This window comes from Sphingobium xenophagum, from assembly GCF_002288285.1.
Lineage (GTDB): Bacteria > Pseudomonadota > Alphaproteobacteria > Sphingomonadales > Sphingomonadaceae > Sphingobium > Sphingobium xenophagum.
Genome location: NZ_CP022746.1, coordinates 367,525 through 384,151 on the forward strand (window position 1 = coordinate 367,525; position 16,627 = coordinate 384,151).

At 60.4% G+C, this 16,627-nt stretch carries 11 protein-coding genes and 1 pseudogene; 6 read left to right on the forward strand and 6 right to left on the reverse strand.

All coding sequences use genetic code 11. The annotated features are described in order from the left end of the window. Window positions 1–189: 189 nt before the first annotated feature. From CJD35_RS16580 to CJD35_RS16605, 6 genes are all read left to right on the forward strand, one after another. On the forward strand, window positions 190–1,047 hold the full coding sequence (locus CJD35_RS16580) for a GNAT family N-acetyltransferase (RefSeq protein ID WP_037514131.1): 858 nt from the start codon (window positions 190–192) through the stop codon (window positions 1,045–1,047). Beyond that, window positions 1,044–2,507 (forward strand): NAD-dependent succinate-semialdehyde dehydrogenase, encoded by a 1,464-nt coding sequence (locus CJD35_RS16585; protein WP_017181877.1) that lies wholly within the window; start codon window positions 1,044–1,046, stop codon window positions 2,505–2,507. Before CJD35_RS16580 ends, CJD35_RS16585 begins: the two co-directional genes overlap by 4 nt. A 70-nt stretch (window positions 2,508–2,577) precedes the next feature. After that, on the forward strand, window positions 2,578–3,645 hold the full coding sequence (locus CJD35_RS16590) for a tartrate dehydrogenase (RefSeq protein WP_017181878.1): 1,068 nt from the start codon (window positions 2,578–2,580) through the stop codon (window positions 3,643–3,645). A gap of 113 nt (window positions 3,646–3,758) precedes the next feature. Continuing rightward, window positions 3,759–5,171, forward strand: coding sequence for an aspartate aminotransferase family protein (locus tag CJD35_RS16595; RefSeq protein WP_017181879.1), 1,413 nt, complete (start codon window positions 3,759–3,761; stop codon window positions 5,169–5,171). A gap of 20 nt (window positions 5,172–5,191) precedes the next feature. Then, a complete protein-coding gene (locus CJD35_RS16600) occupies window positions 5,192–5,686 on the forward strand; it encodes an Lrp/AsnC family transcriptional regulator (protein WP_017181880.1) in 495 nt (164 codons plus the stop codon). Window positions 5,687–5,715: 29 nt separating this feature from the next. Further along, entirely contained in the window at window positions 5,716–6,864 is a 1,149-nt protein-coding gene (locus CJD35_RS16605) for a M20 aminoacylase family protein (protein WP_017181881.1), read from the forward strand. Between the two features lie 207 nt (window positions 6,865–7,071). On the opposite strand, the pseudogene CJD35_RS16610 reads toward CJD35_RS16605, so the two are convergent. The 6 genes and pseudogenes from CJD35_RS16610 to CJD35_RS16630 form a co-directional block, all read right to left on the reverse strand. Continuing rightward, window positions 7,072–9,411 (reverse strand): annotated as a pseudogene (locus CJD35_RS16610) (TonB-dependent receptor). A 100-nt stretch (window positions 9,412–9,511) separates the two neighbouring features. Continuing rightward, window positions 9,512–10,498, reverse strand: a complete 987-nt coding sequence (locus tag CJD35_RS16615; RefSeq protein WP_017181883.1) for an MBL fold metallo-hydrolase — start codon at window positions 10,496–10,498, stop codon at window positions 9,512–9,514. A gap of 103 nt (window positions 10,499–10,601) precedes the next feature. Then, entirely contained in the window at window positions 10,602–10,904 is a 303-nt protein-coding gene (locus tag CJD35_RS23140) for a hypothetical protein (protein WP_244917254.1), read from the reverse strand. Further along, window positions 10,885–12,636, reverse strand: a complete 1,752-nt coding sequence (locus tag CJD35_RS16620; protein WP_244917255.1) for an arylsulfatase — start codon at window positions 12,634–12,636, stop codon at window positions 10,885–10,887. The genes CJD35_RS23140 and CJD35_RS16620 overlap by 20 nt, the downstream gene beginning before the upstream one ends. 188 nt (window positions 12,637–12,824) lie before the next feature. After that, the gene (locus CJD35_RS16625) at window positions 12,825–15,083 is read right to left on the reverse strand and encodes an arylsulfatase (RefSeq protein ID WP_095687267.1); all 2,259 of its coding nucleotides are present in this window, start codon (window positions 15,081–15,083) and stop codon (window positions 12,825–12,827) included. 37 nt (window positions 15,084–15,120) lie between these two features. Next, window positions 15,121–16,410 (reverse strand): MFS transporter, encoded by a 1,290-nt coding sequence (locus CJD35_RS16630; RefSeq protein WP_017181886.1) that lies wholly within the window; start codon window positions 16,408–16,410, stop codon window positions 15,121–15,123. Window positions 16,411–16,627 lie beyond the last annotated feature (217 nt).

Consider the following 16,627-nt stretch of genomic DNA (forward strand, 5'->3'; position numbering starts at 1 on the left):
TGCAGGCTGGACGAGAGAATATGGATCGCGCGCGGCATGTGTTGCAGTTGCGGGGGAAAATCTGCGCGATAATCTTCCAAAAACGGGCCGAAGGCAGCAGCCAATGCTTGGACACGCCGATTAATACCGATCCAAGTGATTCCTTATCTGGGCAGGCGGACGACCCATTTCCGCCGGGGAGCAAGATGCATGGCGACAGACATAGAGGCGATGGTGGACCTGCGGGCGATGACCGTGGACGATCTGCCCGCTGCGCACGCGCTTTCCAGCGAACAGAAGTGGCCGCACCGGATCGAGGATTGGGACATGCTGCTCAGCCTTGGCTTTGGTTATGTGGCGGAACGTGACGGAGAGGTTATCGGCACGGCCATGGCGTGGTTGTACGGGACCGACGCGGCGACGCTGGGGATGGTGATCGTATCGCCGGCAGCGCAGGGCATGGGGCTTGGTCGCCGGTTGATGGAGGCGGTGATGGCCGATCTTGGCGACCGTACGATCCTGCTCAACGCCACGGATGAGGGCGCGCCGCTCTATCGCAAGCTTGGCTTTGAACCGGTCGGCCCGGTGTTCCAGCATCAAGGGGCTGCCTTTGCCGTGCCGGTCGCCGAACTCATCCCCGACGAACGGGTGCGGCCATTGGGGGCGAAGGATATGCCGACGCTCCATGATCTGGCGCGGCAGGCGAGCGGCATGAACCGGGACACGCTGCTGGATGCTCTGGTGCCAGGCGCGCAAGGCGTGGTGCTGACGCGCGCCAATGAACCGGTGGGCTTTGCCCTGTTCCGCCGTTTTGGCCGCGGCTATGTCGTCGGGCCGACGGTGGCCCCGGACACTGGCGGCGCAAAGGCGCTGATTTCCCACTGGCTCGGATCGAACAGCGGGATTTTCTGTCGGCTCGACGTGCCGGAAGAAAGCGCGCTGAGCAACTGGCTCGATGAATTGGGCCTGCCCTGCGTCGGCCGGGTGATGCGCATGGTGCGCGGGCCGATGCCGCAGACAGACCCCTTGATCAAAGTCTTCTCTCTCACGACACAGGCGCTCGGATGACTCTTTCCCTTTCCAACCCCGCCCTTTTCGTCGAACGCGCCTATATTGGCGGCGCGTGGGTCGGCACAGCGTCCGGTGCGACCGTGCCGGTGGACAATCCCGCGACCGGCGCGATCATCGGCACCGTGCCCGATTGCAGCGCGGCTGATACCCAGGCGGCGATAGATGCGGCAGAGGCCGCCTTCCCGGCGTGGAAGGCGCGGACGGCAAGCGATCGCGCGGCGATGCTGGAGCGTTGGCATGCGCTGGTGATGGACAATCTGGTCGATCTGGGCCGGATCATGACCGCCGAACAAGGCAAGCCGACCGCGGAAGCCGAGGGCGAAATTCGCTACGCTGCAAGCTTTATCAAATGGTTCGCCGAAGAAGCCCGGCGGATTGACGGCGGCATCATCCCCGCCCCCGAAGCCAATCGCCGCATATTGGTGATGAAGGAGCCGGTTGGGGTATCGGCGGCGATCACGCCATGGAATTTCCCCTCTGCCATGATCACGCGCAAATGTGCGCCTGCACTGGCGGCCGGTTGCCCGGTGGTGGTCAAGCCGTCGGAACTGACGCCCTATAGCGCGCTGGCCATGGCAAAGCTGGCGGAAGAAGCAGGTTTCCCGGCAGGCGTGTTCAACGTCGTCACCGGCCTTCCGACAGCGATCGGCGGTGCGCTGACCGCCAGTCCTGTAGTGCGCAAATTGTCCTTCACCGGATCGACCCGCGTAGGCGCTTTGCTGATGCGGCAGTGCGCCGACACGATCAAGCGGGTCAGCTTCGAACTGGGTGGCAATGCGCCGTTGATCATATTCGATGATGCCGACATCGATCTGGCCGTTGCCAGCGCGATGGTCAGCAAATTCCGCAATGCCGGCCAGACCTGCGTCTGCGCCAATCGCATTCTGGTGCAGGACGGCGTTTATGACCAGTTTGCCGAGAAGCTGGCCAAGGCCGTGTCGGCGCTGAAGGTCGCACCGGGCGACATGCAGGGTAGCACCATCGGGCCGCTGATCAACACTGCCGCCGCCGAGAAGGTGAAGGCGCATGTCGACGACGCGCTGTCGCACGGCGCGACCCTGTTTGCGCAAGCGCCCGAAGGTGCGACAGGTGAGCGCTTTGCCCGCCCCGTCGTCCTGACAGGCGCGACACGGGACATGCGGCTGGCGGAAGAAGAGACGTTCGGCCCGGTCGCGCCGCTGTTCCGCTTCACCCATGAGGATGAAGGGATCGAACTGGCCAACGCCACCAGCTATGGCCTTGCCAGCTATTTCTATACCGAAAATCTGCATCGCGCCTTCCGCGTTGCCGAGCGGCTGGAGGCGGGCATGGTTGCGCTCAATACCGGTTCGATCGCTATGGAAGTCGCGCCGTTCGGCGGGGTCAAGATGTCGGGTCTGGGCCGAGAGGGGGCCCATGCGGGGATTGAGGAATATCTGGAGACAAAAGCGTTCCATATCGGCGGGCTGAAGATCTAGAGCCACCCGTCCCGCCCGCTTAGCCCAGTTCCCGCCGTCGCTGGCACACGTCCCTCGTAAAGGAGGCATCATGCGCAACTATAACATCTCCGTCATCCCCGGCGACGGCATTGGCAAGGAAGTCATGCCCGAAGGCATCCGCGTACTGGAGCGGGCGGCGAGCCTCTATGGCTTCACGATCGGCCAGAAATGGCAGGATTTTGCCTGCTGCGATTATTACGCCAAACATGGCCAGATGATGCCGGACGACTGGAAGGAGCAGATCGGCAAGCCTGACGCGATCTTCTTTGGCGCGGTCGGCTGGCCAAACACGGTGCCAGATCATATTTCGCTGTGGGGATCCTTGCTCCAGTTCCGGCGGGAATATGATCAATATGTCAATCTGCGCCCTGTTCGGTTGATGCCCGGCGTCCCCTGTCCGCTGGCCGGCCGCGAGCCGGGTGACATTGATTTCTGGGTGGTGCGCGAAAATACCGAGGGCGAATATAGCTCGGTCGGCGGCAAGATGTTTCCAGGCACCGATCGTGAGATCGTGATCCAGGAGACGGTGATGACCCGTCACGGCACCGACCGGGTATTGCGCTATGCTTTCGATCTGGCCACCACGCGCGAGCGCAAGCATGTGACGTCCGCCACAAAGTCGAACGGCATCGCCATCACCATGCCCTGGTGGGACGAGCGGGTGGAGGAGATGGCCAAAAATTACCCGACCGTCACCCATGATAAATATCATATCGACATTCTGACGGCGCAATTCGTGCTGAACCCCGATCGTTTCGACGTCGTGGTGGCGTCCAACCTGTTTGGCGACATATTGTCGGACCTTGGCCCGGCCTGCACCGGAACGATCGGCGTGGCACCGTCGGGCAATATCAACCCGGATGGCACCCACCCGTCGCTGTTCGAACCGGTCCATGGCTCGGCGCCCGACATCGCCGGCAAGGGCATTGCCAATCCCGTAGGCCAGATCTGGTCGGCGGCGATGATGCTGGAGCATCTGGGCGAGGCGGATGCCGCTGCTGCCATCATGCGCGCGGTCGAAACGGTATTGGCCGAACCTGCCCTGCGGACAGGCGACCTGAAGGGCAAGGCCAGTACCGAGGAATGTGGCAAGGCCATTGCCGACGCGCTGGCCTGAGCGGGACCGGCGCGGCACAATATGCCGCGCCGTTTCGCCAATACGGCCCCGGCAGGCTTGTAAACGGGTCGATTGAGACTTTCCCGCTGCGTCACAAGGATAGGCTGCGTCCCATGACCACCATGGCGAGCACCCCCAAGATGCACCAATCCAACCGTAACCTGCTGGACATCGACCGCGATCATCTGATTCATTCGGTCACTTCCTTCCGCGCCCATGAAGCGCGCGGCGCGACCATGTTGCAAAGCGGCAAGGGCATGTGGCTGACCGATATGGACGGCCGCGAAGTGCTAGATGCCTTTGCCGGGCTGTGGTGCGTCAATGTCGGCTATGGCCAGGACAGCATCGTCGAGGCGGCAGCAGAGCAGATGCGACGCCTGCCCTACGCGACCGGCTATTTCCATTTCGGTTGCGAGCCTGCCGCGCGGCTGGCCGAGCGTCTCGTCGCTCTGTCGCCGGAGGGGCTGGAGCATGTCTATTTTACGCTGGGCGGGTCGGATGCGGTGGACTCGGCGATCCGCTATATCACCCATTATTACAATGCCATCGGCAAGCCCGCCAAGAAACAGTGCATCGCGCTGGAGCGGGGCTATCATGGATCTAGCAGCACCGGCGCGGGCCTGACGGCGCTCGCCAACTTCCATCGTAACTTCGATCTGCCGCTGCGCTGGCAGCATCATATCAGCTCGCCCTACCCCTATCGCAGCGATCTGGAAGGGGACGATGCAGCGATTATCGCCCGGTCGGTTCAGCAGTTGAAGGACAGGGTCGCAGAACTGGGCGCGGACAATGTCGCTGCCTTCTTCTGCGAGCCGATACAGGGCTCTGGCGGCGTCATCGTGCCGCCAGTCGGCTGGCTCAAAGCCATGCGTCAGGCGTGCGACGAACTGGATATTTTGCTGGTCGCCGACGAAGTGATCACCGCCTTTGGCCGCACCGGGCCAATGTTCGCCTGCGAAGCGGAGGGCGTGACGCCAGACCTTATGACCGTCGCCAAGGGTTTGACCTCCGGCTATGTGCCGATGGGCGCGGTGCTGATGTCCGACAAAGTCTATCAAGGCATTGCCGATGGCGCGGCCGCCGATGTCGTGATCGGCCATGGCGCGACCTATTCGGGCCATCCGGTGAGCGCGGCGGTAGGGCTGGAAGTGTTGCGGCTTTATACCGAAGGCGGGATATTGGCGAACGGCCAGAAGGTCGCAGCGCGATTCGATGCCGGGCTGGCCGGGCTGGCTGACCATCCGCTGGTGGGCGATACGCGTGGACGCGGCCTGCTAGGTGCGATCGAGCTGGTGGCGGACAAAGGCACGAAAGCGCGGTTTGACCCGGCGCTCAAGGTCGCCGACCGCCTGTTCAACGATGGATATGCCAATGGCGTCATCTTCCGCGCTTTTGCCGACAATATCATCGGCCTGGCTCCGGCGCTGTGCGCAACCGATGCCGAGATGGACGAGATATTCGCGCGTATCAGGAAAACGCTCGACGGCTTGCTCGAACAGGCAGATATTCGCGCGACGCTGGGATAAATATAAGGGGGAACAAGGACATGTTGGGCGGACCCAGACTGGACAGGATCGACCTGAAAATCCTGACGCAGCTACAGCAGTCGGGCCGGATCACCAATGTCGAGCTGGCCGATGCCGTCGGCCTGTCCCCCAGCCCATGCCTGACCCGCGTCAAGCGACTGGAGAAAGCGGGCTATATCACCGGCTATGGCGCACATATCAATTTGCACAAGCTGGGCGAATTTCTGACCGTCTTTACCGAGGTGACGCTAACCGAACATCGGTCGGGCGACTTTTCCCGGTTTGAAACCCGCATCCGCAAACTGGACGAGATTGTCGAATGTCATCTGGTCAGCGGCGGATATGATTATCTGTTGAAATTCGTGACCCGCGGGGTCGGCCATTATCAGTCGATCATCGAAGGTATGCTGGAAAGCGATTATGGCATCGAAAAATATTTCAGCTATGTCGTGATCAAATCGCCCTTCATCAAACATCATTACCCGATCCAGCATCTGTTTGGCGAGCAACGCTAGGATTGGAAGCGGAAGCTTGTTGATTGATTATGCATGACATCACCGACCTGATCGAACCGCTCGTTGCGTTCCGCCGCGACATTCACGCGCACCCTGAACTCGGCTTTTGCGAGCATCGCACGGCGGGACGGATAGCCGAGCAGTTGCGCGCGCTGGGGCTCGAAGTGCATGAAGGGATCGGGCGTACGGGCGTGGTCGGCGTGCTGCGCAACGGCACGTCGGGACGCAGTATCGGGCTGCGGGCGGATATGGACGCACTGCCGATCGAGGAGCAGACCAACCTGCCCTGGGCCAGCAAGACGCCTGGAACCTTCCATGGTTGCGGCCATGACGGGCATGTCGCGATGCTACTGGGCGCGGCCCAGCAGCTGACGCGCAGCCGCAATTTCGACGGGACGGTCCATTTCTTCTTCCAGCCAGCCGAAGAAGGACAAGGCGGTGCGCGCGAAATGGTGCAGGAGGGACTGTTCGAGCGTTTCCCGTGCGAGCGCGTGTTCGGTCTGCATAACTGGCCCGATCTGCCTGCCGGCACGATCGCGACCCGGCCGGGCCCGATCATGGGCGCGGCCGACAAGTTCGAAATCCTGCTTGAAGGACGCGGCGGCCATGCCGCGATCCCGCAGGATACGCCCGATGCCATATTGGCCGCAGCGACGCTGGTGACGCAATTGAACGCGATCATATCGCGCCGGATCGCGCCGACCGCGTCGGCCGTGCTGTCGATCACGCAAATCCATGGGGGGCATACCCATAATGTGATCCCCGCCGAAGTCCGTATCGGCGGCACTGTGCGGACGTTCGATGAGCAAGTGCAGGACAGGATCGAAGCATCTATCCGCGAGATTGCGGCAGGCGTGGCACTGGCCAACGGATTGAGCGCGAGCGTCGATTATCAGCGTTACTATCCCGCGACGATCAATGATGCGCAGGCGGCGCAGGAAGCGCTCGACGCGGCAGCGACCGTCGGCGTCGCGCAGCTCGCACCCGACCCCGCCTTCACATCGGAGGATTTCGCCTTCATGCTGAAAGCCTGCAAGGGTGCCTATATCTGGCTGGGTCAGGCAAAGCCTGAGGGTGGCGCGCCACTCCATAACCCCCATTATGATTTCAACGATGATGTGCTGGGGCTGGGTATCCGGCTGCATGTCGCCCTGGTCGAACGGCATTTGGCGATTTAGGGCTGTAGTAACATATCAGCCTTCGATCGAAACGATAGGAGCAGCGGACGAAGAGGGCCTGCCCTATCGCGAAATGACTGGCGGTTGGTAGCCAGTCCGTTGGGCTGAAAGCCTCTTTGAATTCCCTCAGGCCGGCACGACTCCCGGCCCATATCGTGTCGGCACGCCAGGACGCGCCGGCCTTGTATGAGCCGGGATGCGTTGCGCTTACCGGATCGTCAATTGCACGCCGACCGTTCGTGGCGCGTCAACCAGGGCACTGATGCTGCCGGGTGCGAGCGGGATCGACTGCTTATATTGCGTAGTCAGCTTGTCGGTCAGGTTCTTGCCGACCAGCGCCACTTCCCAACGACCATCCTGCGGCCCGAACCCAATGCGCAGGTCGACCTTGGTATAGCCGCGCTGCTCCAGCAGCGGGTCGGCGGTAGCCGCCATGAAATAGCGTGACGTGAAATAGACCAAGGGATCGACCGTCAGACTGTAATTGCCGACCGGGATAGACGCCCGTGCGCCGACATTTCCGCTCCATTCCGGCGCGTTGGTGCGCCGTTTGCCCGACAGATCCTGAGTACAGCCCCCGCCGACTTGCGCCAGTGCCTGGATAGTGCAGGCACCGTTGGGATAATCGGTATATTTGGCGTCGAGATAGGCAACACTGGTATTGAGCGTGAGCCAGGAGGTTGTGCGCAGACTGGCATTGAACTCGACACCTTGCGAGCGCGATGCGCCGACATTCTGCACCAGCGAGGTGATGGTCCCGTTGGGCTGAAGTTGAAGACTGGTTTCCTGCAGGTCCTTATAGTCGCTGCGATAGAATGTCAGGTCCATGTTCAGCCGCCGGTCAAGGAAGCTGCCCTTTATACCCAGTTCATAGGCGTTGACCGTTTCCGGCCCGAAATCCTCGTTCTGCGCCCCAAAGCTTTAGCCGCCAGCCTTAAAGCCGTTGGCATAGCTTGCGTATATCATGACGTCGCGCGACAGATCATATTGAATGCTTGCGGACGGCATGAATTTATTGTCGGTCCGCTCCGGGCGCGCAAAGTCCGCGGTATTGGTGGCCAAGAGCCGCGCCACAATTGCTGTCTGGGCGGGGGAAAGGCTCTGAAATCCCTCGAACGAGGCGAGATTGTCGCCCAGTCCTGGCGCGGCCGTACGATGGGCACGCTTCTGGATGCTGGAGTAACGAGCGCCCAGATTGATCCGGAAATGCTCGATCGGACGGATGGTCGCGGACGCGAAACCCGACCAGGTCGTATCATTTTGCGTAATGATATTGTTACCGGCGAATAATGTGGAGGCATTGAAAGTGCCCGTGGTGTCGCGCGCGCCAAAGGGCTGGAACGAAAAACCAACAACTGTTCGCGTGCTCAACCGACCATGCGAGGCATAGCCGCCAATCATATATTCCAATGTGCCGCCGGTGGCAGACTGATAGCGAATTTCCTGGCTCACTTGGCGATAACGTTCGTCCTGACGCGTGGGATAGCCATTGGTCCCGCCAATCGCATCGGTCAGCGGGAATGGAATGCCCTGCCCCAAGTTCGTGGTGTGATGCCAGAAATAGCCGGAGATCATGTTGATCGATCCGCTGCCGACGTCGACACTGTTCGTCCATGCACCTTCAATGAAGTCATAGTTGGTTTGAGTAGGGCCGGTCGCAGAATGATAATCGAGCGTGTCGTCAATGTTGCCGCCATTCTGATTGAGATAGCGATTGCAGACATTGATCGGGGCGAGCGCGAAGCCCGGCGGAGGAGGACAGTTGATGACTTGGTACATCCCTGAACCACGGGTGCGCGAGCGCGCGCCGTCTATCCGCAAGTCCGACCGGAAGTCGCTGTCCGGCTCCCATTTGAGAGCGATACGTCCCTGGGCCGTGCGGTCATGCGGCCCATCTTCGCCGGTATTGCTGCTTTTGATATATCCGTCGCTACCCGACACGCGACCAGCAATGCGGGCGCTGAGCGATGGGCTGAGCGGCGCGTCCACCCCCATCTGCACATCATATTCCTGGGTCGAGGGAACATAGGTCGCAACCGCATTGTAATTCAATTCTTCGCCTGGCTTTCGCGTGACGATGTTCAGCGCACCGGCAATCGCGTTCGCCCCGAAGAAGGTTGTCTGCGGTCCCTTGAGCACCTCGACCCGTTCAAGGTCAAACAAGGCTGCGCGAGTGGAGCGCGAACGGCTGCGATAGACGCCGTCGACAAAGGTTGCGACCGACTGTTCGAAGCCGGGATTGGGCCCTGACCCGACGCCCCGGATCGTGATCGCATTGGCGATGGTGCCGGTCGAAATCCGTACGTTGGGCAGGCGTACCGCCATGTCATTCAGGCTGGTGATGTTCTGGCGTTGCAGCGTCTCGCCGCCGACGACCGAAACGGCGACTGGCACGTCCTGCAGTCGCTGTTCGCGGCGCTGGGCCGTTACGACGATTTCGCCGTCGGCATTTTGCCCTGCCGCATCTGCCTGCGCAAACGCTGGCGTCGTTAGCAAAGCACAGATGGCAGTTCCCAAAAGCAGATGGCTTTGTGAGATAATTTTCATCACTCCCTCCCAATATTTATTTGGATATAATGTCTATTATTAAAATTATATAATATGACTCATAAGATTATTATTATTATATGTATTGCGATTTATAATTCTATTTGGCTAGATCTATCGATTGAAGATCTTTGCCGATTATGAGAGGGCCGCTGTAATTCGCCCTTATTTCTTGTTCGACAACCTGCGTGGATTGAGGGGTCAGGAAGCCCGCGATGTGCATCAGAACCAGCTTCTTGACCCCAGCCTTGGCGGCGAGCTTGCCAACTTCCTGCGGCGTCAGATGTTCGAGCGTCATGTGCGCGGCAAGTTCGGTGCGAACTGATCCGCTGTTGTCCACAGGCGCCGCGTCGACGCGCGGCGGCAGGACTTCGCTGACCAGAATGTCGGCACCTTTCGCCAAGGCAGCGACGGCGTCACTTGGTCCTGTATCGCCAGTGAACACCACTGATCCGCTGAGCGTATCGAACCGATAGGAATAGCTTTTGTCGACCTTGCCGTCAGGCCCGACGGACTTGTGCCCGAAATGCGAGTTCTCGACCGCCGTAACCCTGACCTTGTCGTCAGAATAGATCAGGCCCGGCTGTTTGTCGTGACCGACAAAGCGCGTCTTGGCCTGTGGCAGGCTAGGGATGCCGGCGCGAAAAATCCGCTCCGACACGCTTAGATAGCGCAGCGCTGCGTCGACCAGGAATTCGGTCGCGGGCGGACCATAGATTTCGACCGGCGGCCCTTTGGCGCCGCGAAGCCCCGTACCGATCCAGTTGAGCGACATCAGCGGTTCCAGTCCCGCCGTATGGTCGAGGTGATGATGCGTGATGAAGATTGTTCGCAGCGCGCCAATTGGAAATCCGGCCGCTACAAACTGATGCGCGGTACCCGCGCCCGCGTCGATCAGGTAGGGCGTGCCGCCGATGACGAGCAGGGAAGCAGGCTCCGACCGCTCAAGGTCGACCACCGGACCACCCTTAGTTCCCAACAGGATGATCCTGTCCTGCTTGGTCGGCGTTGCAGCGGAGGGCTGAGCCGTCGCGGCCCCTGACATTGCGGCAAAGGCAGTAGCCGCGAGCAACAAAAAGCGTGTCATTCCTTGATCTCCGGACGAAATCCCTGGTTGGGGCGCGGGCCCCCTGATGGTCGGAACCGGACCGGGCCATCACATGCGGGCCCGGCCTTGTTCCAGTGGAGCATCACGATGATTTGGCCGTGCCGACCGTCACTTTCTCTATCTCACACCCGCAGGTCCGCGGCCCGGTGCGATCGTCCAGCGCTGGCCGCCCGATAATCGCTTCGCCGGCAAGGATGCGAATGATGCGATCGACAGGTGCAGTCTGGGTCACCTTACCGTCGACCTTCATGGTCAGCGTGAAGCCCTTGTCCGCAGGAACGAATGCGACCGAAATCTCATGAGTGCCGGGAGCGAGCGCGCCGCCGCCCTTCACTGTCCGGCGCTCCTGTGCCCGGCCTGACGGATTATACGTAAAGACCGGCACCCCGTTTTCCAGCGATAGCGCATAGCCCGACGGCACGCCCCCCTGGTTGAGGATCGGCCCGTTCTCCATGCCCTGAACGGTTACCTTCGCAACGGCTTCCCAGCCCGGCGTCAGTTCGGGGAAGGCAGCCGTCCTTGTAATAGGCGCGGCTGCCGAGCATTTCGAAATATTGCTCGCGATGGCGGGTCGGGGCTTTGGCATCCTTGAAAGTATAATTTAATGCCACGCCGTCAATCGGTTGCTGGACAACGCCATTCACCTTTTCCGGAGGTGCGATGCCGATGGCCTCATAGATGGTGGGGGCGATATCGATCACATGACTGAATTGGGTGCGAACGCCGCCCTTGTCGGCGATGCCCTTGGGCCATGAAATGACCATGCCATCGCGCAGTCCGCCCAATTTGGACGCGACCGTCTTGCCCCAGGGGAAGGGCGTGTTGGTGGCATAACCCCAGCCGACCGGATAGTTGCTCAGCACATGCTCGCTGCCAAGTCGGTCGATGTCTTTCAACATGTCTTCGTCCGAAGGCTCGATTCCTGCGAACAGCGAATAGACATTGTTCGTGCCGCGAAGATTGTGCAGCGCCGCGCCATTGTCGCCCTGGATGAAGATGATCAGCGTGTTGTCGAGTTGTCCGGTATCCTTCAGCCGCGCGATGATCCGGCCGAACTGATCGTCGGTATAGGCAAGCTGGGCGGCAGCGACCTCCATCATGCGCGCATAAAGACGCTTCTGGTCGGAAGACAGGCTGCTCCACGCGGGCACACCCGGCAACGGCGGCGCCAGCTTCGTATCGGGCGCGACCACACCCATTTTCTTTTGGCGAGCAAGTATCTGTTCGCGGACGACATCCCATCCCATGTCGAACTTGCCTTTGAACTTGTCGATCCACTCCTTGGGCGCCTGCTGCGGCCCGTGCATGGCACCTGGCGCATAATAGGCAAAGAAGGGTTTGTCGGGGTTGGAGCCATTTTGCGCGCTCATCCAGGCGAGCAAATGGTCGGCCATGTCCTTTTCAAAGATATAGTTGGGATCGTTGGGATCACGGCGGACGCCGATATGATTTTCAAGCAACGGCGGATTGGCCTGATCCGTCCCGGCGGCGTTGAAGCCATAGAAATAATCGAAGCCCATGCCGCTCGGCCAGTGCGTGAACGGTCCCATCGGCCCCAGTTCCCAGTCTGGCGTATTGTGGTTCTTGCCGAACCAGGCGGTGTCGTAACCGTTATTTTTCAGCACCTGGCCCAGAGTTGCCGCGCTGTCGGGAATGACAGATGTATAGCCCGGCTCATCCACGGACACGTTGCTGATCGATCCGGATCCGACCGCATGATGGTTGCGTCCGGTCAGCAGCGACGCCCGCGTGGGCGAACACATGGCCGTCGTGTGAAACTGCGTGTATTTTAGTCCATTGCGCGCGAGCATGTCGAAATTGGGCGTCGGGATCGGCCCGCCAAACGTGCTCGACGCGCCAAAACCGACATCGTCGGTCAACACCAGCAGGACATTGGGAGCGCCTTTGGGTGCCTTGGGAATATTGGGATAATAGCGCCAGCTCCCGTCAGCCTGTGTGCGCAGCGGTTGCTGCTGCTGCTGCGCAGATGCCGCGTCGCCACCAGCCTGTGCCAAAGCCTGCCCACTGAGGGAGGCGACGAGGCCGGCGGCAATCACACGCGCCATATCCTTCGCCAATCGCGCACGCACCCGCTTCAGATACCCTTGCCGCATCATCAGTCCTTTCCCAATCTTCTTGTCGACCCTGCTTGCGAAGGCCTTTGCTTTCCGCCGTTAGTCGGTAATCAAGCGCGCCGTCGTGCCAGAGGGGGTATCCGGCCAACTTGAGCGCAGTGCATATTGGCTCATACGCTTGGCGACTTGTTCCTGTGTGCACCCACAGGGGGCAACCGGGCCGGATATTTCTATCGCGCGCCGGTTTCCTTCTCCTGGCTGATGGTTACGGACAGCAGCCGCCCTTGATAGGCAAAGGGCAGTTCCATATCGTCGGCGACAGATTCATCACCCAGTTGCCCAACGGAGCCGGCAAGGCCGAGGAAAGAGGACGACATGGGTGTAGTCTGGCGAGCCACTTCCTTGCCATCGACCGACAGTTCCAATGTCCCTCCCCGGCCCGGCATGGCGTCCGGGACGAAACGCCCCATAATGCTATGCGTGCCTGGGGAGAGTGACTCAGACCCGCTCAGCCGGATGGCGGTATCGTGATCGGAAGGATCGTAGAGAAAAACCGGCTTGCCGTTGATCACGAAAAGCCCCCAGCCCATCGCCCAGCCGCCTTGCGCGACCAGGGTTCCGTCCCCTCCTGCCGATGGAACATCTACTTGTGCGCTGGCTGACCATCCGGTCCGCATCAGGCTGGGGAAGGCCCCATAGTTGAACCGCGCCGTGCTGGGATAATATGTCACGCTGTTGCGTCCCCCCAAGATCGACGGACGGAAACGGGCATCGAGACGGCTGAAGAAATCGGAGGTCAAAGGGAAGACGTTGTTCGCCTTCGCAGCCGTTTCGAAATCGGCCTGCAACGCGGCGAGCTTTTCGGGATGTCTGGCCGCCAGATTGACGGACTGCGAATAATCCCGATTGAGATCGTATAATTCCCACTTGAATGCGAGCGGGTCGACATGCGTCGGACTATGATCCCATGTCGGGCGTGCCGGGACCGTATTGGCGAGCCAACCGTCCTTATAAAAACCGCGATTGCCCATCAGTTCGAAATATTGCTCAGTATGGCGGTTCGCGGCCTTTGCCTCACGAAAGGTGTAGGCAAAACTCACGCCGTCGATCGGCATCTGATCGACCCCGTTCATCTGCGTGGGCGGAGTAATGCCGATCGCTTCGTAGACGGTCGGCGCAATATCGATAACATGGGTGAACTGCCCACGGGTCTGCCGCTGGTCGGCGACATGGCCCGGCCAGGATACCACCATGCCGTTCATCGTGCCGCCAAGGTGTGACGCAACCTGCTTGGAATATTGGAAGGGCGTGTTCATCGCATAAGCCCATCCCGCCTGATACACGCCCGCGCTGTGCGGCCCGCCCAGACTGTCTTCCTTGCCAATCATCTGATCCCATTCAGGATCATTGTTGTTCATTGAGGCATATTCATTGTTCGTACCCCGCGGCCCGGCCTCTTCCGACGAGCCATTGTCGCCCTGAACGTAGATGATCAGCGTATTGTCATATTCGCCAAGCCGCTTGAGTTCGCCAATTACCCGGCCGAATTGATCGTCGAAGAAGGCGAGCTGGGCGGCGTAAACCTCCATCATCCGCGCCGACACTTTCTGCTGCTCGGGCGTAAGGGAATCCCATGCCGGGAGAGCGGCTTCACGCGGATTGAGGCGCGCATTCTTGGGAATGACGCCCATTGCCTTTTGCCGCTTGAATATCTCGACGCGCAGCTTGTCCCAGCCCATATCGAACTTGCCGCGAAACTTGGCGATCCACTCCTTGGGTGCCTGCTGAGGGCCATGCGCTGTACCGGGCGACCAATACATCAGGAAAGGCGCATCTGGGCGCAACGACTTCTGCCCGCCCAGCCACTGGATCGCATGATCGGCCGTATCGCGATCCAGAATATAGTCAGGCTTGCCGATATAGGGACGGATGGTGTTGAGATTTTCGGTCAGGATCGGCGCGAACTGGCTGGTTGCCGGTCCATTGAAACCGTAAAAATAGTCAAAGCCCAGCCCTAGTGGCCATCGGTCGAACGGCCCGTAGGGCGTCAAATCCCAGGGAGGCGTATTGTGATTCTTGCCAAACCAGGAGGTGTCATATCCATGGGCCTTTAACACCTGACCAATCGTCGCGGCAGTTTTCGGAATGGACGCGTTATAGCCGGGCGCATCTATCGACACCTCGGATATGGCGCCAAACCCCACCCGGTGATGATTGCGGCCGGTCAGCAGCGCGGCGCGCGTCGGGGAGCACATCGCGGTCGTGTGGAAATTATTGTATCGAACACCCTGCGCCGCCAGTGCGTCGTAATTTGGCATGGGAATGAGTCCGCCAAAGGTGCTGCTTGCCCCGAAACCGACGTCGTCGGTCAGGACGATGAGGATATTGGGTGCCTGGGCGGGAGCCTGCGGGCGGGCGGGATAGGTCTTGAATGCCGGCTGCGGAGCGGCGACGCTACCGTCGCTAGCAAGAACTGCAGTTGCCGGCATAACCATTGCTGTGGTTGCAGCTATCAGCTTGATCCAGTTACGCACGGTCGCAATTCTCCTTGGTAATTGTCGGCAACGCCATGATGCCGGTTCGCTCTGCCCTGCCGATGATCAACACCCATGCGATGCACAGGGCGACAGGGATAAGAGCGGCGAGCATGAAGCCGCCGACACCTGCTACATGAGCGACCAGCCAGCCGCCGGCCAACGGCCCGCAGATCGCACCCGATCGCGTGACGGCGATTGACAGGCCGACAAAGCTGGACAGCAGATGCTGCGGATAGAAAATCATCCCAAAAATGGTGATGGCGATATGGGCCCCGGAAATTCCTACGCCTATGGCCAGTAGCAACAGTGCCCAGAGCGTCCCGCTATAGGCAGTGACGGCGATGCCGATTAGTCCGGCGGCTGCGCAAAGATATCCGCCAACGAACGTCCTGACCGCGCGACCCCGATCCAACTGATAGGCGAAAAAAAAGCCGCCCACGATGCCGCCAAACTGAAACAATCCGCTGAGCCGCGCGGCCGTGTCTACCGGCATGCCACCACGAGGCAACAGGGTCGGCAGCCAATTTATCATCATATAGATGAGAAACGTATTGGTCGTCGCCAACCCCAGGAGCAGCAATGTCTTGATCCGGTGGGCAGGCAAGAATAGCTCAAAAAGCGGAGAGGCTGAAGGCTGCCGCCTGGTTGTGGTGGACGAAGACGGGATCGCCTGCTGATGCGACGGCATCAGGATCACCAGACCGGCTATTGCGATCAGCGTCAGCAGCCCCGCTATCACGAACAGCGCCTGCCAATTGCCTATTCTCACCACCGGCGCAACAATCAGTGCGGCCATCACCGACCCCACGGGGATCGCCGTATTGACGATCGCCAGAATTCTGGCGCGCATATGCACGGGCGCGATGTGGGCCACGCTGGCCGTGACATTGGGCAGGCACGCGCCAAGGCCGATGCCGGTCAGCAAGCGCCAGACGACGAACGCCGAGACATTGTCTGCTGTGGCGGTGCCGAAAGTAGCCCCCGCCGCCAGCATGCCCGTCCAGACGATCATGCGCTTGCGGCCGAACCTTTCCCCCAGCGGGGCGAGCAACACCGACGCGAGACCGATGCCTATCAGGACGGCGGACAGGCTGAGGGCGAAGGCAGAGGGAGGCTGGCCCCATTGCGCGCTCACGCGCGGCACGGCGAGCGGCATTGCAGCGAGGTCCAGCCCTTCGATCAGCATGAAGAAAGCGCAGAAGAACAGGATTGCGACGGTTCGCGCTGTTAGCCGGTCATGAACCGTGCCAGAGGCGTTGATCGCCTGGTCAAGCATCATTCCCACCTCTCCTGGCCAGCCTTCTGGCTTTATGCGCCGCCGCCGCTGGCACTGCGTCTATGGTGCAACGCATAGGCCCACCTAAGACGGGAGAGAACGTGTTAAATCGATAGGGAGTGATAGCATTTTACCTATCGCGACCTTTCGCTTTTTGGGGTTCCCCTAGCCCCCTCTGAAGGGCCATTGAGGGCTATAAGCTGTCTCCAGAGAACAGGGG

Bases quoted from the DNA above. Each gene is read 5' to 3' on its own strand.
- CJD35_RS16600 (WP_017181880.1), top strand. From the start codon at position 5,192: ATGTTGGGCGGACCCAGACTGGACAGGATCGACCTGAAAATCCTGACG.
- CJD35_RS16605 (WP_017181881.1), top strand. From the start codon at position 5,716: ATGCATGACATCACCGACCTGATCGAACCGCTCGTTGCGTTCCGCCGC.
- CJD35_RS16585 (WP_017181877.1), top strand. From the start codon at position 1,044: ATGACTCTTTCCCTTTCCAACCCCGCCCTTTTCGTCGAACGCGCCTAT.
- CJD35_RS16580 (WP_037514131.1), top strand. From the start codon at position 190: ATGGCGACAGACATAGAGGCGATGGTGGACCTGCGGGCGATGACCGTG.
- CJD35_RS16630 (WP_017181886.1), bottom strand. From the start codon at position 16,410: ATGATGCTTGACCAGGCGATCAACGCCTCTGGCACGGTTCATGACCGG.
- CJD35_RS16620 (WP_244917255.1), bottom strand. From the start codon at position 12,636: ATGATGCGGCAAGGGTATCTGAAGCGGGTGCGTGCGCGATTGGCGAAG.
- CJD35_RS16625 (WP_095687267.1), bottom strand. From the start codon at position 15,083: ATGCCGGCAACTGCAGTTCTTGCTAGCGACGGTAGCGTCGCCGCTCCG.
- CJD35_RS16595 (WP_017181879.1), top strand. From the start codon at position 3,759: ATGACCACCATGGCGAGCACCCCCAAGATGCACCAATCCAACCGTAAC.
- CJD35_RS16615 (WP_017181883.1), bottom strand. From the start codon at position 10,498: ATGACACGCTTTTTGTTGCTCGCGGCTACTGCCTTTGCCGCAATGTCA.
- CJD35_RS16590 (WP_017181878.1), top strand. From the start codon at position 2,578: ATGCGCAACTATAACATCTCCGTCATCCCCGGCGACGGCATTGGCAAG.